Here is a 19,433-nt window from a genome sequence, read left to right on the forward strand (position 1 = left end):
CAACAATGTACCATTATTTAACTTTTGGTCAATAAGTCCAAATTCGGATAAACCCTGAGAATCCATGCGTTTTACTGAAGATAGTGTTTCCAGCCCAAATACTGCTGAAAGTTCAGAGGGCTCTTTGGCGCCCATCCGAAAAAGAATGGGTACAGCCGAGCGGAAACGCCAAATATTGGATAGCGCTATTCAGTTCTTTGCCAGAAATGGTATCGATGGCCAATTAAGAAATTTATCCAAAGAGTTGGGTATCACTCACACCCTGCTCTATCACTACTTCCCCACCAAAGATGCGCTGATTCAAGAAGTCTATAAAGAGGTCTTTGAATCTCGCTGGAAGCCAGAGTGGGAAGAACTGCTGGATGATGATTCCCTTACTCCCGAAGAAAAATTCAATGCGTTCTATTTGGACTACTCCAACACAGTCTTAACTTATGACTTTGTGCGCATTTTGATTTTTTCTGGCTTAAGTGATCACTCTATTAGCGATCGCTTCTTCGAGCTCTTGCGCACGCGCTTATTACCAAGACTCATTCGCGAAACTCGCAAGTATTGCGGCAGGTCTGATGCATCAAAGCCCACCCAGCGTGAACTTGAATTTCTCATGGGATTGCATGGTGGCGTTTTCTATATCGGCATGAGACGTTGGATCTACGGGCAAGCCATCTATGCCGCCGAAAGCCCCAATACAGAACAAGAGATCATTCGCGACCGAGTGCAGTCTTACCTTCACTCTGCTAAATCACTGTTTGCTTAATTCAAAAGGTATCTATGTCTAATCTAAGCCTAAATCACTTCTCCATCCGCAGTCTAGAGATTGAAAAAACGACTGAATTTTTTAGCAAGCTCCTTGGCTTAACTGTTGGTCCAAGACCTGAGTTTCCTTTCCCAGGCGTCTGGCTATACAACGGTGATGAGAGTAGTTGGGCTAATGCAGTCTTGCACCTCATTGCTATCGACAAAAATGATCTGAACGGACTGAAAAAATATTTAGGTGAACGCGACCCCAGCACACTCCATGGATCTGGCGCAGTAGATCACATTGCTTTTTTTGCGACCGGCCTAGAAGAAAAAATTGCTCTCCTAAAGAAACTCAATGTTTCTTATCGCGAGCGCACTGTACCTGTCCTGAAGCTCCACCAAATCTTTTTGGATGATCCTAATGGTGTAGTTATTGAACTCAACTACCCAGCTGAAGAAAAAGCAGCCCTGGATGCAAAAGCGGCTTAGGAGTTATTGATGGCAAAAATTCTAGTTGTAGGCGGCTCTCTTGGTGGTTTATTCGTGGCAAATATTTTGCTGCGCCAAGGGCATGACGTTACTTTGCTAGAAAAGACTATTGGATCCTTGGACGGTCGTGGCGCCGGCATTGTCACCCATGATGCTTTGGCTGAAGCACTACGCGCTGCTGGAGTGACTGTTGATGAAACACTCGGCGTACCCGTGACTAAGCGTGTCACTTTGGGTGCTGACGGTCAAAGCCTTGGTGAAATGGAGTTACCTCAAGTATTAACCTCTTGGAGTCGCCTTTATCACATGCTCAAAGAAAGCTTTCCAAGCGAGCGCTACCTTCAAGGCAAGACAGTGAAGTCGGTTACGCAAGATGCGAACGCCGTAAAGGTACTTTGTGAAGATGGCAGTCAGTATGACGCAGAGCTACTCATTGCATCCGATGGCATACGCTCTGCAGTGCGAGCGCAAGTCGCACCAAAGATTCAACCTGAATATGCAGGCTATATAGCTTGGCGTGGCGTGTGTGACGAAGCCTGCCTATCAAGGAACACTCTAGAGACTCTATTCAATCGCTTTGGCTTTTGTTTGCCCAATGGCGAGCAAATGCTGGGTTATCCAGTTGCTGGTTCTGGCAATGACACGCGTCCAGGCAAGCGTCGCTATAACTTTGTTTGGTATCGCCCAGCCTCAGAGCATGAGGAGTTGGTAAGCCTTCTTACAGACGATGATGGTCATCACTACCCTACCGGCATCCCACCACTCAAAGTGTCTTGGAAGCATATCGCTCGCATGCGAAAAGTGGCGCAGGAGATCTTGGCACCCCAATACGCAGAAATATTAGAAAAAACAGCCGCACCATTTTTACAAGCCATTTATGACGTCCGCTCCGAACAAATTGTCTTTGGCAGAATCGCACTCATGGGCGATGCCGCTTTTGTTGGTAGGCCGCACGTAGGTATGGGTGTTACCAAGGCCGCTGATGAGGCAATAGTGATTGCAAAGCATATTGCCGCACATGGCGCTACCCCAGCAGCGCTCAACACATACAGCGAAGAGCGCTTAGAGCTAGGCCAACAAGTAGTGGCTAGAGCCCAATATTTGGGTCGCTATATGCAAGCCCAAGGAAGTAAGGGCAATAGGGATAACGAGAAGTTAAAAAGAAATGCCGATACTGTGATGGCGGAAACCGCGATTGATATCAGCGATCTATTAGCTCAAGGGAAAGCAGTGCCTGAATCTGCGCATTAAAAGGTGCATTCAGTTAAGATTTAAAACAATAAAAAGTATTCTTATTTAACAAAGTTTTATATGGAGGAGACAACCATGAAACAAAAAGTAACGAATCAAACAAGACGCAAGATGTTAATTGGTGGAGCCGCAGCAGCAAGCACCCCACTTTGGTTAAACGTGGCAAATGCTCAGACTGACACTATTAAGATCGGCTTTCCAACGCCGTTGACAGGACCCTTCTCAGCAGAAGCTCAGGATCAGGTGAAGGCGGCTGAATTAGCCATCAAAGAATTTAACGATGCAGGCGGCCTTAACGGACGTAAGGCAGAGCTTCTAGTGAGAGACACCAAGCTCAACGCTGGAGAAGCCGCAACTCGTACTTTGGAGTTGATTGAAAAAGACAAAGTTAACTTTGTCGTTGGCTCACTTTCAGCGGCAACACAACTTTCTATCAATGCCGTTTGCAAAGAGCGTAAAGTTCTCTTTAACTCCATTAGTCAATCTGATGCAATTAACGAAGCGAAAGACTGGAGTGTTTATACATTCCACGAAGCACTAAACCCAACAATGACTGCTGGCGCTGTAGCACGTTACTCTATTCCACGTTTTGGAAAGAAGATTGTATTCTTAACAGCTGACTATGCTTACGGCCATGAAATGGTGCGCGCGTTTGAGCGTGCTGGTAAAGAAATGGGTGCTACAACCCTGGCTGATATTCGCCATCCATTGGGCACATCAGATTATTCAGCATTCTTACCGCGTATCAAAGCCTTGAATCCAGATATTTTAGTTTTATGCAACTTTGGACGTGACCTGGTGAATTCAGCAAAGCAGTGTACTGATTTTGGTTTGAAATCCAGCATGAAAATTGTGGCGCCTGTTTTGCTCTACACCTCACGCATTGCCGGTGGAGCAGAAGCATTTGAAGGCATTGCTGGTGGAACCTCCTACTATTGGGGTCTGGAGGATCGTATCCCGCAAGCAAAAGCATTTAACGATGCCTACAGAAAAGCATACAACGGCTCCGTTCCTTCTGATTACGGTGCATTAGGTTATGCAGGCGTTAAAAGCGTACTTGCATCAGTCAAAATTGCAAAATCTAGCGACACTATGAAGGTGGTCGCTGCAATGGAAAATCTCAAGTATGACTGGTACAAGGGTCCCGAATACTATCGTAAATGCGATCATCAAGCAGTTCAATCTGTCATCATCATCGAGTCAAAATCAAAAGATATGAAAGATAAGTATGACGTCTTCAAGATTTTGACGATTGAACCTACTACAGAGAAAAACATGCGTTCTTGTGCAGAGCTAGGTCACAAGGCCTAATCCAAAACTTCAGGGTGAATTTCTAATTCACCCTGATTCACTCCTCAAAACCACTTGGTGGAGGGGAGTTTTTTCTGAGTACATTTATGACCGGTATTACATTCGAACTTCTCTGCATGCAATTGCTTACAGGTATCGCCTTAGGCAGTATTTATGCACTTCTAGCCCTTGGCCTATGTCTCATTTTTGGCATGCTGAACGTGGTGAACTTTGCACATGGCGCCTTCTTTATGGTGGGCGCATTTTTAGGCGTCTACTTCCTGGGTATCACCGGAAGCTTTTGGTTCAGTCTGGCACTAACACCCCTAATAACAGGCTGTATTGGTCTTGTAACCGAGCGTTTCTTAGTTAGGCCGCTCTATGGTCGCGGTCTCGATTACCCCCTTCTTCTTACCTTTGGTCTTTCTTATGTTTTGATCGAAGTTATACGTATAACCTTTGGCATCGAAGGCCTTCCGTCAGTTACCCCAGAGGGTCTTGGCGGAACAGTGAATGTAGGCATTGGTTATTTCCCTAAATATCGCCTCTTCCTCATTGCGGCTACTGCAGTCGTCATTTTGGGTGTTTGGTTCTTCATTCAAAAGACGCGTTATGGCCTCATCATTAAAGCCGGCGCTGCCGACCAAGAAATTGTGAAGGTCTTAGGCATCGATATTGCTAAGGTTTGGCTTTTGGTTTTTGGGTTGGGTTGCGCAATTGCCGGTCTTTCAGGAATTCTTGCCTCACCAACACGCTCAGTCAATCCAGAGATGGGTATTCCCATTCTGGCGGAATCTTTTGTGGTGACCGTTGTAGGCGGCATGGGCTCTCCAGTCGGCGCAGTGCTGGCTGGCTTGTTAGTGGGTGTGGTCTACAGCATGACCTCCCTCTTCTTCCCCGACTTAGCAGAACTTTCCATTTTTGTACTGATGGCTGTAGTGCTGTTAATTCGCCCACAAGGTTTATTTGGCAAAGCAGGAGCAATGGGCTAAGGCTCCGAATATTTATGAATTCATTTTTCCAACTCATTGCACGTCATCGCGTACTAGCTTGCATGCTGTTCTTAGCAATCTTTCCATTCATCATGCCGTATGAAGCCTTGGCGATCAATATTTTGATCTTTGGTTTATTCGCCATGGGCTTTAACTTGCTGTTTGGTTACATGGGCCTACTATCTTTTGGTCATGCAGCCTTCCTAGGCATTGGTAGCTATATCACCGGCATAGCCATTGTTCACTATGGTTTACCTTGGGGCGCCGCCATTCTGGTTGGCGTCATTGGCGCCGCTCTTGGCGGCCTCATCATGGGCTACCTGGCCATTCGCACTCGTGGCATCTACTTCTCCATGGTGACCTTAGCGCTTGGTCAAATTGTGTACTACATCTTCTATAAGGCAGAGAGCCTTACTGGTGGTGAGAATGGTTTACGAGGTGTCCGCGTAGATGAATTCAACATTTTAGGCATCCCAGTCGACTTCTTAAATCCATTGATCAAGTACTACATTATTCTTTTCTTTGTAGTGATTACCATTTGGCTTATTTCCCGTATCCTAAGCTCACCTTTAGGTGCCGTAATGGAAGCGATTCGCGAGAATGAGAAGCGCGCAGCAGCTTGTGGATTTGATGTAGCCCGTACCAAACTATTGGTTTTCGTATTGTCAGCGGCGATTTGTGGCTTAGCAGGCTCATTGCGCGCCCTCCACCTCTCTATCGTGCCAATTGATTCTATGCACTATCTGCAGTCTGGTCAGGCAGTCATGATGAGCATTCTCGGTGGAATGGGCACCTTCTTTGGTCCATTTATCGGCGCAGCAGTCATGCTCTACTTGGAAGACGTGGTCACCACCTTCACCAAGCATTGGATGGCTGTTGTTGGTTTAGTGTTCATGTTCTTTGTGCTGTTCTTCCCTAAAGGCATTTGGGGAACCATTCTGAGCAAGCTACAAATTAATCAGGATTCGAAATAATGAATAGCGCAACTACAACCCCTATTCTTGAAGCACGTCACGTTAGTAAGAGCTTTGGTAAGTTCAAAGCTTTGCAGGATGTGTCTACTTGCTTTATGCCTGGAACACTTACGGCCATTATTGGCCCTAATGGCGCAGGCAAAAGCACCTTCTTCAATGTCTTGAGTGGCGCATTCCCTCCAACAAGCGGTCAAATTCTATTTAATGGCAAAGATATCACTGGTATGCAGCAGCATGAATTTGCTCGAATTGGAATCTCTAAAAGCTTTCAGATTACTAACGTCTTTAAGCAGTTGAGCGTTCATGAGAATGTCCGCGTGGCTGCACAGATGGAAACTGCACGCTATAACTTCTTTCGTAACGCCCAAAGCTATCCCAAGCCAATTGAGATCGCCGATGAATTACTGCATCGAGTTAATCTAGAGCACTTACGCAATAAGAAGACGGGTGACTTAGCGCATGGCCAACAGCGCGCCCTGGAAATTGCGATGGCATTGGCCTGCAACCCCAGCCTTCTATTGCTAGATGAACCCACTGCCGGCATGTCTCCAGAAGAAACTTTGGTCATGATGGAATTGATTCGCACACTTGCTAGTGAGCGCACGGTTATTTTGGTTGAACACAAGATGAAACTCATCATGGGCCTTTGTAAGCGCATCATCGTACTGCACCATGGCGAGTTCTTGGCAGAAGGCACTCCAGAAGAAATCCAAAATAATGCAGAGGTACGTCGTGTGTACCTAGGTCAAGGTTAATCAGAAAGCAAACTATGTTGCGTGTAGAAAACTTAAACGCTTGGTATGACCGTAGTCACGTATTGCAAGGCATCTCACTTGAGGTGAACAAAGGTGAGATCGTTACTTTGATGGGCCGCAATGGTGCCGGCAAAACCACTACCCTACGGTCTCTGATGGGCCTGTTATCCAAACGCCAAGGTAAAGCATCCATTGATGGCACTTCATTTTTAGATTTACCTGCTCACGAGCGCTTTCATTTAGGTCTGGCATATGTTCCAGAGGATCGCCGCATCGTTCCCGGGCTGACTGTTAAAGAAAACTTAGAGCTTGGGGTGATCGCCAAGAAGAACTCAGGTGACATGAGTGCATTAGTTGATGAGATTGCTGAAACCTTCCCCAGACTAAAAGAGCGCTTACATCAAGACGGCACATCAATGTCTGGTGGCGAGCAACAAATGTTGGCTATTGCCAGAGCCATGATTGGTAAGCCTAAAGTCATTCTGCTCGACGAACCCTCAGAAGGCATCATGCCGGTCTTGGTTGAAGAGATGTTTGAGCTCTTTGCAAAACTAAAGCAAGAAGGTCTAACCATTCTACTGGTGGAGCAAAACGTACAACAAGCTTTGAAAATTTCTGATCGCGCCTATATTCTTGATCAAGGCGAGATTGTTTTTCATGACACTGCTCAGAACCTCTTAAACAATGACGAGGTTCAGCAGAAGTATTGCGCCGTTTAGATGAGATGAAGCCAGTGACCTAGCTGGTGCCAAAAACTTTCAGGGACCAAAGTAAGTAACCAGGTAATCGTAATAAAGCGCAAGAGCTTACCGATAAACATGTAAATCAGACATGGCTGCCACGGGAGCTTTAACCATCCCGCCGCTAGACATAAGGGGTCACCCAATACAGGCAACCAAGACAGCAACAACAACTTAGGCCCCCACTCTTCAAGCCAACGCTTTAGGCGGGTATTGCGGGGCTCATCCATTACCTTAAAGCTATTGCGTGCTATCACCCCCAGCCACCAATCTAGCATCCCCCCTAATGTATTGCCAACCGTGGCAACTGCAATCGCCGCCCAAAATAAGTGGGGGTTAAGAGTGATATAGCCAAACAGAATAGGTTCGGAACCAGCCGGTATTAATGTTGCGGAAATAAACGCGCTGATAAATACTGCCGGCAAGCCAACAGAAGGCATTTCAAACCACCCAAAAAAATGCTCGAATACCGTGTCCATTAAGTCATAGCCTCTAAGGAGCTGCCATACGAGTGAATTTTTTTAGATCTCATGAAGTCTATTTTGCCTTGTTTTAAGCAATCTCCAAGATTTTCAAATCTTGCTTAAACTAGTACCCAAATCAGCAAATAAACCATAAAACCTATAAATTGAGACTTTTATGAATCACCCTATTCCTAAGCCAGACCAATACCAAGAAATGCGTGAAGCATTGCGAGATCTCTGTGGCTCTTTTGATTCTGCCTATTGGCAAAAGATTGATCACGAACGAGGTTATCCAGAGGCTTTTGTGGATGCGATGACTAAGGCTGGCTGGCTGGCTGCCTTAATTCCGGAAGAATATGGTGGCTCCGGCTTAGGCCTTGCTGAAGCCTCAGTAATTATGGAAGAGATTAATTTTTCTGGGGGTAACTCAGGCTCATGTCACGGGCAGATGTACAACATGGGTACCCTACTTCGCCATGGCTCAGACGCGCAGAAAAAAATGTATCTTCCCAAAATTGCTTCTGGAGAACTTCGCCTTCAAAGCATGGCCGTTACCGAACCAACCACTGGTACCGACACCACTAAACTGAAAACGACGGCAGTTAAAAAAGGTGATAAGTATGTAGTCAATGGTCAAAAGGTGTGGATCTCCAGAATTCAACACTCTGACTTAATGATTTTGCTGGCGCGCACTACTCCACTTAGTGAAGTACAACGCAAGTCAGAAGGCATGTCGATCTTTATCGTCAATCTCGCTGACGCCATTGGCAAAGGCATGGAAGTGCGACCCATTGCTAACATGGTGAACCACGAAACTAACGAAGTGTTCTTCGATAACCTAGAAATCCCCGCAGAGAATCTGATTGGTACCGAAGGCCAAGGATTTAAATACATTTTGGATGGCTTAAATGCCGAGCGAGTCTTGATCGCTGCTGAATGTATTGGTGATGCGTACTGGTTTATTGATCGCGCCCGTCGCTATGCCAATGACCGAGTCGTTTTTGATCGCCCAATAGGTAAAAACCAAGGGATTCAATTTCCGATTGCTGATAGCTATATTGAAACCGAAGCCGCAAATCTCATGCGCTTTAAAGCTTGTGAGTTATTTGACAATCACCAACCCTGTGGCCCAGAAGCTAATATGGCGAAATACCTAGCCGCAAAAGCCTCATGGGAAGCAGCAAATGTCTGCTTGCAAACTCATGGTGGCTTTGGCTTTGCCAATGAATACGATGTTGAACGTAAATTTAGAGAAACTCGCCTTTACCAAGTGGCGCCTATTTCAACGAATTTAATTTACTCCTATATTGCTGAACATGTTCTTGGTCTCCCAAGATCCTTCTAGGAAGACGTTGATATGAGCATTCGCCCACTGGATGGTATTACTGTTGTTTCTTTAGAGCATGCTATTGCCGCACCTTTCTGTACGCGCCAATTAGCGGACTTAGGCGCACGAGTCATTAAAGTTGAGAGGCCTGGCGGCGGTGACTTTGCGAGGGGTTATGACACCCAAGTAGATGGACTCTGCTCTCACTTTGTATGGGTCAATCGCTCTAAGGAAAGTTTGACCCTAGATCTTAAGCAGCCATCAGCAATTGCAGCACTCAAGACTTTGTTGAAGACCGCCGATGTCTTAGTGCAAAACCTGGCGCCAGGTGCTGCTGCACGTATGGGACTCACAGCTGAAATTTTGCAGAAAGACAATCCAAAACTCATTCTGTGTGATATCTCGGGCTATGGTAATGACGGCCCTTATCGTGATAAAAAAGCTTACGACTTACTTATTCAGAGTGAAGCAGGATTCTTGTCGATTACCGGAACCCCTGAAAACCCTAGCAAGGCTGGAAATTCCATTGCTGACATTGCTGCCGGCATGTATGCTTATACCAATATCTTAGCCGCTCTCTTGCAAAGAGGAAAAACAGGTAAAGGCTCGGTCATCGATATCTCTATGCTCGAGTCTCTTACTGAATGGATGAGCTTTCCTCTGTATTACGCCTACAAAGGTGCAGAACCGCCACCGCGCAATGGCGCCTCTCACGCCACTATCTATCCATACGGCCCCTTTAAGGCAGGCGATGGTAAGACAGTCATGCTCGGCTTACAGAATGAACGTGAGTGGGTGCAGTTTTGCGAAACCGTTTTAGAAAACCCTGCACTTGCCCAAGATGAACGCTTTGATCGTAACTTCAAGCGCAATGAAAAGCGCGCAGAACTTTTAGATATTATTGACACTTGCTTTGGCGGCCTTACTTCCGAGCAATTAATTGCAAGACTAGAAAAAGCGCAGATTGCAAATGCCCACCTTAATGATATGGAGGGTCTTTGGAAGCATGAGCAGTTTAAAGCGCGCAATCGTTGGACCCAGGTGGATACCCCCAACGGTGCGATTGCTGCCTTGCTGCCCCCAGGATTAAATAGCAGCTATGACTATCGTATGGACCCCATCCCTGCGATTGGAGATCATACCGACTCCATTCTTAAAGAATTAGGGTTGGGAGAGTCTGACATTGCTAGCATGAAGGCAAGCGGCGCGATTTAAAGCAGTGGTGAAGTAAGATGCGCTGCGTTTTCGAGATAACGATGCCAGCGCGGGCGCTTTGCCCAGGCCTTAGGATCAACATAATCTGATTGCTCTAAGTAGGACGCAATCAGCTTCCCAAGATTGGCGCAGAAGTCATCGTTATACACAATTAAGCTAATTTCAAAGTTCAGACGCAAACTACGTTGATCAAAATTCACTGAACCAAAGATTGCAATCCGCCTATCAATCAACAAACTCTTGGTATGCAAGAGGCCTCCATGGAACTCTGCGATTTTGACGCCTGCATTCATTAAATCACCATAGAAACTTCTGCTACTCCAGGCGACCAATTTGGAATCATTTAACTTAGGGACGATCAGGGTAACCTTTACTCCACGGGCTGAAGCCGCCATCAATGCCTGAAGCAAGCCATCATCTGGGCCAAAGTATGGCGTAGTAATGGTTAACTCTTGTCTAGCATCCATAATGGCTGACAAGAGCACTTGATAAAGAATATCGTCTCGGTATACCGGGCCAGATGAAAACTCCTGAGCTAAAACGCCACCCTCATGTGGCGATACTGGTAGCTCGCGATCATTGAAGTGGGTAATTTTAGGGTTATCAACACTCCAGTCAAAAGAAAACGTGAGTTCAAACTGAGATGCAACTGGACCTTCAATGCGCACCATGGCATCAACCCACTCTCCCACTCCAGAGTCCTGCTTAAAAGTACGAGGGTCGACCATATTCATACTGCCAGTCCACACCACGGATCCGTCCACCACAAATATTTTTCGATGCAAGCGCAGATCTGCACGGCGGAACTGGAAGCGGCCAATCTGAATCGGCAATGCCTCAGTGACTTGAATGCCAGCCGCTTTAAAACGTTTGGGCCAAGCAGACTTAAACCAATCTTTACTTCCGAGTGAGTCCAACAAAACACGGCATGCAACACCACGCTTGGCTGCGGCTATCAAAGCCTCGCAAACCCGATCCGCATCACCGCCCAATGCCCAGATATAGAACTCTAAATGGAGGCTTTTCTTGGCTGAGTTAATTTCATCAATGAAATTTTGTAGAATTTTTAATGATTCTGTGTGCAATTTAATCTTATTGCCAGCAACCACGGGTGAGCCGTTCTTAGATTCTGCAAGCAGACTCAAGGCCCTACCTTCCATTGGCAATTTCTCTCTATCGCCAATAAATTGCTTCCTCATCAGCTCAGTAGTTTCCTGGTATTCGCGATTCATCCGAATAATTTTTCGAGTCAAGACTCTTCCAACTGGGCGCTCACCAATCAAAATATACAAACTTATTCCCAATAGAGGGAACGTCATCACAATAAATATCCACGCAAAAGCTACGCCAACAGGTCTTCTTACAGAAATAATAAGGAAAATAAAATACGTTACAAATGAGAAATGGATTAATAAAATCAATCTCAAATTAAATGTAGATTGTGTATTAATAAAAAATCCTAAGAAGTCATTCATTCAAGTTCCAATTCAGCAGTAATACCTAGGTGATCTGATAGCTTTAACCATTCATACAAAATTTCCGCTGAATGTACTTTTATTCCTCGAACATAAATCCTATCCATTGAAAGCAATGGCTTCATACTAGGAAACGTTTTTGCTGGAGAGCCAGTCAGCAATTCAAATACTTCATCAAAGCCGGCAGCCTTCATGGGAGCGCTCACACGATTGCGCCAATCATTGAAGTCTCCAGCCACGATCGTAGGTCCATTTTGAGTGAGTTCCTGGATATGCCCAATGATAGCCTCCAACTGTCGCTCTCTGCCCCGCTCGAAAAGCGCCAAATGCACACAGAAACAATGAATCGGTTGATCCATGCCATCCAAAGTAGTAACGCTATGTAGCAGGCCACGACTCTCAAAACGATATGCTGAAATATCGTAGTTATTTCCTTTTTGTTGAGGGTGCTTAGAGAGGATGGCATTACCATGATGCCCATCGCGATACTCGACATTTTTCCCATAATGCCAATCGCGCCAAAAGTCTTCCGAAAGAAAGTGAGTCAACTCTATTAACGGCCATTGGCTAAAGCGACGCACTCTACCCCGATGCTCCTGTTGCAGCTCCTGCAAGAAAAGTAGATCTGGGTGATGACTACGCATTTTTTCTCGCAGCTGGTAAATCGTGGAATGTCTATGTAAGGGAGATACCCCCTTATGGACATTCATACTCAGCACCGTGAAACGAGAAGTTTTATTAGGGCTCATTAAAACTGACCTGCGGCACGTTGACGTCGAACGCGCGCCAAGTAGATTTCGCTCTCGACTAAATCTTGACACTGCATGCATTTATTGCAAATGGATGCCCGCTCCCGCAACTCGTCAATCGAGTCTATCGGGTGAGTATCTAAATATTCGCGCAAATCCACGTCGAGGACCTCATTGCAGAGGCACACCACTTCAGCCATAGGTCAAAAATAGGGAAATCAATTTCATTACAGTCATTTTGCCATTGCCTTGATAGAATCAGGCGCATGTTAAAAGCTTTTCAAGATGCCCTTTCTTTGTTAGCCCACCTCGATGGCGGTGTAATGGGGATCGTCTGGGTTTCTCTACAGGTCAGCCTTACCGCCCTTCTGGTTGGAACGCTTTTGGGTCTACCGATTGGCGCCCTTCTGGCCACCGAACGTTTTGCGGGCAAAAGGACCATCATTGTGATCCTGAACACCCTCATGGGTGTGCCTACAGTCATAGTTGGCGTATTGGTATATCTCATGCTGTCACGTACAGGGCCCCTTGGCATGTGGGGCTGGCTATTTACAGTAAAGGGTATGACTGTGGCTCAAACATTGCTCACAACCCCTTTAATCGCAGCCCTTAGCCGCCAAATCCTGGAGGACTCCTGGAAAATACATCGCGATTCCTTTCTGAGCCTTAAATTGCCACCCCTTTCCCGCTTTAAATGGCTGATATGGGATTGCCGCTTCTCGCTGACCATTGCCGTGCTTGCCGGCCTAGCTAGAGCCATATCCGAGGTTGGAGCGGTCATGATTGTTGGTGGCAATATTGATCATTCCACCAGAACAATGACAACTGCGATTGCGCTGGAGACTAGCAAAGGCGACCTACCTTTAGCCCTTGCCCTTGGCATCGTCTTGCTCGCCATTGTTCTTCTGGCCAATTTATTTACCTTTGCAGTTCGCCAAATTGCGGAGCATCGCTATGGTTAATGCAATGGAAACTTTTGAAAAGTTCATTGAGCTCAAAGACATCATCGTCAAAAGCAATGGCAGAACCATTCTGAATATCCAGCACGCCCTCATTCCAGCAGACAGAATTACTGCTTGTATTGGCCCCAATGGCGCTGGCAAAACTACTCTTCTGAAACTTCTAGATGGGCTCGTTAAGCCAGATGGCGGAACAGTGAGTTACTCGTTTAAAACAAAAACGGCTTTGGTTTTACATCACACCCCGATGATCAAAGCCTCAGCAAAAACAAATATCGCAATGGTTTGTGATGCGGACGCGTCCATTACGAATGCTGATATAGACTCTGTGATTGAGCAAGTAGGTTTAAGCGAGTTAGCCAACAGCCCAGCACATAAATTATCCGCAGGCGAAAGACAAAAGGTTTGCCTTGGAAGAGCTATTCTGCAAAAACCCAATTTGGTTCTACTAGATGAGCCTACTGCCAATCTCGACCCCAAGACTACCGAACAGGTTGAAGAGCTGATTCGTCAATTTGACCGTCAGGGGGTAGATGTGATTTTTTCATCCCATCAACTTGCCCAAGTACAAAGACTAGCTGAGTACATTATCTTCATTGACCAAGGGGAAATAAAGGAAAAGGGACCCGTAGGCCCCTTCTTTAGCAATCCTCAAACTCCAGCAGCTAAACGCTACTTACGGCAAGAATTACTTTCCACCTAATTATTTGGCAACAGCTGCAACAGGCGGAGTAAATGGTGGTGGTGCAGTGCACGCTGCTGGCGCTGGAGTTCCAGAGACCTTAAATTGATCTGCCACCTTATTTTGGACTAAACACAATTTATATGCGCCAACCTTGTCCCCATAAGCGGCTTTAGCTTTAGCCAAATTAGCAGCCTCTTGTGCCTCTGGGCTCAATGGTGGCAAAGTCGCAAGTACCGAGGAGGCAGCAAATGCGCAAAACGTAAGAGCAATGATTCTTTTCATGGCCTTATCCTTATTTATTCAGTTTGTCATACCAGAGCTCATGGTGCTCTTTAGCCCAAGTAGCATCTACATAGCCGGTCTTCATGCCATCGATTGAACCTTGCATACCAATGGTGCCGATATAAATATGGCCCATCGCCATGGTAGTCATCAAGATTGCAGCGCTACTGTGAATGATGTTGGCGATTTGCATAGTGCCGCGCAGGTACTCAATCTGCATAAACGGCACAATCATATCGAGCACAAATCCTGAGGCAGAAATTACCAGGCCTAAGAAAGTCATACCGAACCAGAACCAAAACTTCTCACCCATATTGAAAAAGCCAGCAGGCACATGCTTGCCGCTAAACATTCCACCGAAAGTTAACAGCCAATTGAGATCGCCTTTTTCTGGAATATTTTTACCGACAAAGAGCAAGAAGAAAATCACAATGCTTAGGGTAAATAATGGGCCGGAAAAATTATGAATATTCTTGCAAACAAACAAGAAGGATCCATATGCGACACCGCCCATCAATGGCATTGCAAAATATTTGCCATACAAAATCATCAAACCAGTAAACGCTAAGGCCAGGAAGCTAAAGGCCATAACCCAGTGAGTGATGCGGTCCAATGCACTAAAGCGCTTTACTTTAATGCCTGACAATGGCTCGTGTAGTTTGATTGAGCCTTTGATGGTGAACATAGCAATAATGCCAAAGAAGGCAATCGCCAACAACCAGCCTCCGTATACAGTAATGATGCCGTTACGAATTACGCGCCATTCTTGACCAGCACGCTGGATTAAAACACCTGCTTGTTTATCCGGAATACTGACGTAGTTTTGTGGATCACTGTTTGGCGCCGTGAAAATGGATGGATTAGCTGGCTGAGCCTGCGCTTGAGTGCCATTGGCCAAAGTGTTTGGATTTGCCGGCACAGATGCAGGAGGCACGTCTACTCCACTAGGAGAAGGCAAAGGCGCCATCGGTGCACGTTCAGCAAAGCTCATACCACTCGCTAGAGTTAGTGACAAACCTACAGCCACCACCAAAGTGCGTAGAACTTTAGAAAATGATCGTTTCATACACATGTCCTTAAACGTTTTCGTTTTATTTATTGTTATTTAGTTGATCACTTAACGCGACTGTATTCGTTTTGACCTTGATTGCGCTTGTCAATTGACTCGGTCCAACTAGCCAGATTGCCTGGCGTCCAATTCTTAGTCATAAATCCATCATTAGCGCCCATATAAGGAGCTACATCTGGACGCTTAGCAGCTTTAGCAGCAATTTCTGGCGGCTCAGAGCAAGCCCCCAAGAAAGCAGCTACTGCAAAACACAAGCCGAGAGTTTTGAAATTGACTTTCATTATTGAGCTCCTGGAATCTTTGCAGCAGGCGTTGGTGTAGGCGCTGGGACATCTGGTCCACCGTAAGCAGTATTCCAACCAAAGGCTTTGGATCCTGGATACTTGCCATTCTTCTCACGCGTTGCAACGCGATTATTAAAGATGCCGCTAATGACATCACTATCGCCACCAATCAATGCCTTGGTAGAACACATTTCAGCGCAAAGCGGTAACTTGCCTTCTGCCAAACGATTACGGCCATATTTTTCAAACTCTGCAACGCTGCCGTTTTCTTCTGGGCCACCACTACAGAATGTGCACTTATCCATTTTGCTGCGGGAGCCGAAAGCACCCTTGCTGAGGAACTGTGGCGCGCCAAATGGGCAGGCAAAAGAGCAGTAACCGCAACCGATACAGATATCTTTATCGTGCAGAACAACACCCTCGTCCGTGCGGTAGAAACAATCTACTGGGCATACGGCCATACATGGGGCATCGCTACAGTGCATACAAGCAACTGAAACTGATTTTTCTTGACCAATGATGCCGTCATTCACCGTTACAACGCGACGACGGTTAACACCCCAAGGCACTTCGTTTTCATTCTTACAGGCTGTGACACAACCATTGCACTCAATGCATCGCTCCGTGTCACAAATAAATTTCATTCTTGCCATTGTGTTCTCCTGACCTTATTTTTTTGACTTAGGCAAATTTCTCGATTTGACACATTGTGGTTTTCGTTTCTTGCATCATCGTCACCATGTCATAACCATAAGTAGTTGCAGTATTAACCGCTTCACCCTGAACTACTGGGGCGGCGCCTTCTGGGTAATACTTCCGAATATTTTCGCCCTGCCACCAGCCAGCAAAGTGGAATGGTACAAACGCGGTTCCTTGATCAACACGCTCAGTCACTAATGCGCGCACCTTAATCTTGGCACCCGTTGGCGATTTCACCCAAACGTAATCCCAGTTCTTAATGCCACGATCTGCTGCAGCCTTAGGATTAATCTCCACAAAGTTTTCTTGCTGGAGCTCTGCCAACCATGGATTAGAACGAGTCTCATCACCACCGCCTTCATACTCAACCAAACGACCTGAAGTCAAAATGATTGGGAACTTCTCATATAACTTCTGATTCAAGTTTTGATCTTGAACAGTTTTATAGAGGGTTGGCAAGCGCCAGAAGTTTTTCTTATCAGCAGCTGTTGGGTACTTACGCATCATTGGCGCGTTTGTACTGTAGAGCGCTTCACGGTGAATTGGAACTGGGTCTGGGAAGTTCCAAACCACTGCACGCGCTTTGGCGTTACCAAACGGATGACAGCCATTCTTCATGACTACGCGCTGGATACCACCAGATAGGTCAGTCTTCCAGTTCTTACCTTCGGCGAGCTTTTTCTCGTCTTCAGTTAACTGATCCCACCAACCTAATTTCTTCACAAACACGTGGTCAAACTCTGGGTAGCCAGTAGTAATTGCGGCGCCCTTAGAGTGAGATCCATCTGCAGCAAGCAAGCTGACGCCTTCACGCTCAACGCCGAAGTTGGCGCGGAAGTTCCCACCGCCCTCCATCACGCTCTTGCTTGTGTCATACAGATTTGGTGAGCCTGGATGTTTAATAGCTGCTGTGCCGTAGCAAGGCCAAGGCAAGCCATAGTAGTCACCAGTAGTGTCATATCCAGTTACTGGATCAACACCGCCGCGAGACTTCAACGTCTTCGGATCAAAGGTTGCCACCATTCTCATGTGAGCCTTGAGGCGCTCAGGAGTCTGACCGGTGTATCCAATAGTCCAGCAAGAACGATTAATCTCGCGCAGGATGTCCTCAATTTGCGGCTCTTTCCATTGCTTACCAGCAAACTTGGAACTGAGCATTTTGTAGTTCTTAGACAATTCTTCGCCGAAACCTAAGCGATCAGCAAAAGCCTGCATGATTACGTGGTCAGGAACAGATTCAAACAATGGATCAATTACTTTCTCACGCCACTGTAATGAACGATTGGAAGCTGTCGCTGAACCGCAAGTTTCAAACTGTGTTGCAGCAGGCAATAAGTACACATTGCGATTCTTATTAACCGCTTGACCTTCTGCAGCAGGCATTGCTGCCATTGCAGCAGTAGCACTTGGATATGGATCAACGACCACCAAGAGATCCAGCTTATCCATAGCACGCTTCATGTCGAGGCCGCGAGTTTGTGAGTTCGGAGCATGACCCCAGAAGAACAAGCCTTTTACGTTAGTCTGCTGGTCGATCATGTCATTCTTCTCGAGAACAGCATCAACCCAACGAGACACAGTAGTACCCGATTTCTCCATCATGTCAGGCGCATAACGACCTTTAATCCACTCGTAGTCAACACCCCAAACTGTTGAGAAGTGCTTCCATGAGCCAGCAGCCAAACCATAGTAACCAGGCAACGAATCTGGGTTAGGACCAACGTCAGTTGCACCCTGAACGTTATCGTGACCGCGGAAAATATTAGTACCACCACCAGACTTACCTACGTTACCTAAAGCTAATTGCAAAATACAAGAGGCGCGCACAATCGCATTACCGATCGTGTGCTGGGTTTGACCCATGCACCAAACAACGGTACTAGGACGATTCATCGCCATCGTTTTAGCGGCTTGGTAAACCTGAGCCTCAGGCACGCCACAAGCCTCTTCAACTGCGGCGGGAGTCCACTTCTCCATCACTTCTTTACGAATCTCTTCCATGCCATAAACACGGTCATTGATGTACTTCTTATCTTCCCAGCCGTTTTTGAAGATGTGATACAGCATGCCGAACAAGAAAGGAATATCAGTACCCGAGCGAATGCGGATGTACTGGTCTGACTTAGCAGCAGTACGCGTGTAGCGCGGATCTACTACAACGACCTTGCAACCATTTTCTTTTGCATGCAACAACATCAACATTGAAACTGGATGAGCTTCAGCTGCATTTGAACCAATGTACAAAGCGGCCTTGGAATTCATCATGTCGTTGTAGCTATTGGTCATCGCACCATAGCCCCAGGTGTTTGCAACACCCGCTACTGTTGTGGAGTGACAAATACGAGCTTGATGGTCTGTATTGTTTGTGCCAAAGAAAGAGACCCATTTACGGAGCAAGTAGGACTGTTCATTATTGTGCTTAGAGGAGCCAATGAAGAACATTGCATCTGGAGAATATTTCTGGCGAATATCCTTCATCTGAGCGGTAATTTCAGTTAAGGCTTGATCCCAAGAAATGCGCTGGTACTTTCCATCAACCAACTTCATGGGGTAACGCAAACGGTAGTCACCATGTCCGTGCTCACGCAAGGCGGCGCCTTTGGCGCAGTGAGCACCCATATTAATTGGGGAATCAAATACTGGGTTTTGACGGACCCATACACCATTCTCAACGGTGGCATCTACTGCACATCCCACTGAACAGTGAGTACAAATAGATCTTTTAACTTCAATCTTGCCCTTGCCATCCAGCATTGCCTTGCTTTGCTCAGCAGATGCTTTTTGCACAAAGCTCAATTGACTAGCTGCGATACCAGCACCAACTCCCACACCTGAGCGCTTGAGGAAAGTGCGGCGGTCCATCGTTGGTACAGCAGCTTTTAAGCCGCGCGACAGACTACCGATCAGGCGCGATGTAGAACGACTGCTTTGTGGGGTATTGGATTTACGAGTCAGACTCATATGATGTCCCTGAGAAAGTTTTTTTATTTATT

At 46.3% G+C, this 19,433-nt stretch carries 21 protein-coding genes; 12 read left to right on the plus strand and 9 right to left on the minus strand.

Annotated features, from left to right (window positions below; genetic code table 11):
- Positions 1-64 precede the first annotated feature (64 nt).
- The 8 genes from ICN37_RS09975 (at position 65) to ICN37_RS10010 (ending at position 7,211) form a co-directional block, all read left to right on the plus strand.
- A complete protein-coding gene (locus tag ICN37_RS09975; protein WP_216860970.1) occupies positions 65-757 on the plus strand; it encodes a TetR/AcrR family transcriptional regulator in 693 nt (230 codons plus the stop codon).
- 14 nt (positions 758-771) lie between these two features.
- Entirely contained in the window at positions 772-1,230 is a 459-nt protein-coding gene (locus tag ICN37_RS09980) for a glyoxalase (RefSeq protein WP_215321750.1), read from the plus strand.
- Positions 1,231-1,239: 9 nt separating this feature from the next.
- Entirely contained in the window at positions 1,240-2,481 is a 1,242-nt protein-coding gene (locus tag ICN37_RS09985) for an FAD binding domain-containing protein (RefSeq protein ID WP_216157178.1), read from the plus strand.
- A 75-nt stretch (positions 2,482-2,556) separates the two neighbouring features.
- The gene (locus ICN37_RS09990; protein ID WP_251368527.1) at positions 2,557-3,792 is read left to right on the plus strand and encodes an ABC transporter substrate-binding protein; all 1,236 of its coding nucleotides are present in this window, start codon (positions 2,557-2,559) and stop codon (positions 3,790-3,792) included.
- A 116-nt stretch (positions 3,793-3,908) separates the two neighbouring features.
- Positions 3,909-4,763 carry a branched-chain amino acid ABC transporter permease gene (locus ICN37_RS09995; RefSeq protein WP_251368526.1) on the plus strand — a complete coding sequence of 285 codons (855 nt, stop codon included), beginning with the start codon at positions 3,909-3,911 and terminating at the stop codon, positions 4,761-4,763.
- 14 nt (positions 4,764-4,777) lie between these two features.
- A complete protein-coding gene (locus ICN37_RS10000; protein WP_216157181.1) occupies positions 4,778-5,737 on the plus strand; it encodes a branched-chain amino acid ABC transporter permease in 960 nt (319 codons plus the stop codon).
- Positions 5,737-6,492 carry an ABC transporter ATP-binding protein gene (locus ICN37_RS10005; protein ID WP_216157184.1) on the plus strand — a complete coding sequence of 252 codons (756 nt, stop codon included), beginning with the start codon at positions 5,737-5,739 and terminating at the stop codon, positions 6,490-6,492. Before ICN37_RS10000 ends, ICN37_RS10005 begins: the two co-directional genes overlap by 1 nt.
- 14 nt (positions 6,493-6,506) lie before the next feature.
- The gene (locus ICN37_RS10010) at positions 6,507-7,211 is read left to right on the plus strand and encodes an ABC transporter ATP-binding protein (RefSeq protein ID WP_215321745.1); all 705 of its coding nucleotides are present in this window, start codon (positions 6,507-6,509) and stop codon (positions 7,209-7,211) included.
- Here ICN37_RS10010 and ICN37_RS10015 read toward each other — a convergent pair.
- A complete protein-coding gene (locus tag ICN37_RS10015) occupies positions 7,208-7,711 on the minus strand; it encodes a YqaA family protein (protein ID WP_215321744.1) in 504 nt (167 codons plus the stop codon). The genes ICN37_RS10010 and ICN37_RS10015 overlap by 4 nt on opposite strands.
- A gap of 160 nt (positions 7,712-7,871) precedes the next feature.
- Here ICN37_RS10015 and ICN37_RS10020 point away from each other — a divergent pair, with 160 nt between their 5' ends.
- Both ICN37_RS10020 and ICN37_RS10025 read left to right on the plus strand, forming a co-directional pair.
- The gene (locus ICN37_RS10020; RefSeq protein WP_215321743.1) at positions 7,872-9,041 is read left to right on the plus strand and encodes an acyl-CoA dehydrogenase family protein; all 1,170 of its coding nucleotides are present in this window, start codon (positions 7,872-7,874) and stop codon (positions 9,039-9,041) included.
- Between the two features lie 12 nt (positions 9,042-9,053).
- A complete protein-coding gene (locus ICN37_RS10025) occupies positions 9,054-10,238 on the plus strand; it encodes a CaiB/BaiF CoA-transferase family protein (protein ID WP_216157186.1) in 1,185 nt (394 codons plus the stop codon).
- Here the strand turns inward: ICN37_RS10025 and cls are convergent.
- Genes cls through ICN37_RS10040 form a run of 3 tightly spaced genes read right to left on the minus strand, consistent with a single transcriptional unit; the run spans position 10,235 to position 12,662 of the window.
- Positions 10,235-11,713 (minus strand): cardiolipin synthase, encoded by a 1,479-nt coding sequence (cls, locus tag ICN37_RS10030; protein ID WP_216157189.1) that lies wholly within the window; start codon positions 11,711-11,713, stop codon positions 10,235-10,237. The genes ICN37_RS10025 and cls overlap by 4 nt on opposite strands.
- Positions 11,710-12,462, minus strand: coding sequence for an endonuclease/exonuclease/phosphatase family protein (locus ICN37_RS10035; RefSeq protein ID WP_216157191.1), 753 nt, complete (start codon positions 12,460-12,462; stop codon positions 11,710-11,712). The genes cls and ICN37_RS10035 overlap by 4 nt, the downstream gene beginning before the upstream one ends.
- Positions 12,462-12,662 (minus strand): (2Fe-2S)-binding protein, encoded by a 201-nt coding sequence (locus tag ICN37_RS10040; protein ID WP_215321739.1) that lies wholly within the window; start codon positions 12,660-12,662, stop codon positions 12,462-12,464. Before ICN37_RS10040 ends, ICN37_RS10035 begins: the two co-directional genes overlap by 1 nt.
- Positions 12,663-12,728: 66 nt before the next feature.
- Here ICN37_RS10040 and ICN37_RS10045 point away from each other — a divergent pair, with 66 nt between their 5' ends.
- Complete coding sequence (locus tag ICN37_RS10045) at positions 12,729-13,424, plus strand: ABC transporter permease (RefSeq protein WP_215321738.1); 696 nt, start codon at positions 12,729-12,731, stop codon at positions 13,422-13,424.
- Positions 13,425-13,428: 4 nt separating this feature from the next.
- Entirely contained in the window at positions 13,429-14,124 is a 696-nt protein-coding gene (locus ICN37_RS10050) for an ATP-binding cassette domain-containing protein (RefSeq protein ID WP_255538512.1), read from the plus strand.
- Here ICN37_RS10050 and ICN37_RS10055 read toward each other — a convergent pair whose 3' ends face one another.
- From ICN37_RS10055 to ICN37_RS10075, 5 genes are read right to left on the minus strand one after another with little or no spacing between them, the layout of a single operon-like run.
- Entirely contained in the window at positions 14,125-14,388 is a 264-nt protein-coding gene (locus tag ICN37_RS10055; RefSeq protein ID WP_215321736.1) for a hypothetical protein, read from the minus strand.
- 10 nt (positions 14,389-14,398) lie between these two features.
- Positions 14,399-15,454: a formate dehydrogenase subunit gamma gene (locus ICN37_RS10060; RefSeq protein WP_216157194.1), complete on the minus strand. Its 1,056-nt coding sequence runs from the start codon at positions 15,452-15,454 to the stop codon at positions 14,399-14,401.
- Between the two features lie 47 nt (positions 15,455-15,501).
- Positions 15,502-15,738 (minus strand): hypothetical protein, encoded by a 237-nt coding sequence (locus tag ICN37_RS10065; protein ID WP_215321734.1) that lies wholly within the window; start codon positions 15,736-15,738, stop codon positions 15,502-15,504.
- Positions 15,738-16,394, minus strand: a complete 657-nt coding sequence (gene fdh3B, locus ICN37_RS10070; protein WP_215321733.1) for a formate dehydrogenase FDH3 subunit beta — start codon at positions 16,392-16,394, stop codon at positions 15,738-15,740. Before fdh3B ends, ICN37_RS10065 begins: the two co-directional genes overlap by 1 nt.
- A gap of 28 nt (positions 16,395-16,422) precedes the next feature.
- Positions 16,423-19,401: a formate dehydrogenase subunit alpha gene (locus tag ICN37_RS10075; protein WP_216157197.1), complete on the minus strand. Its 2,979-nt coding sequence runs from the start codon at positions 19,399-19,401 to the stop codon at positions 16,423-16,425.
- Positions 19,402-19,433: the final 32 nt, after the last annotated feature.

The organism is Polynucleobacter sp. P1-05-14, assembly GCF_018881675.1.
GTDB lineage: Bacteria > Pseudomonadota > Gammaproteobacteria > Burkholderiales > Burkholderiaceae > Polynucleobacter.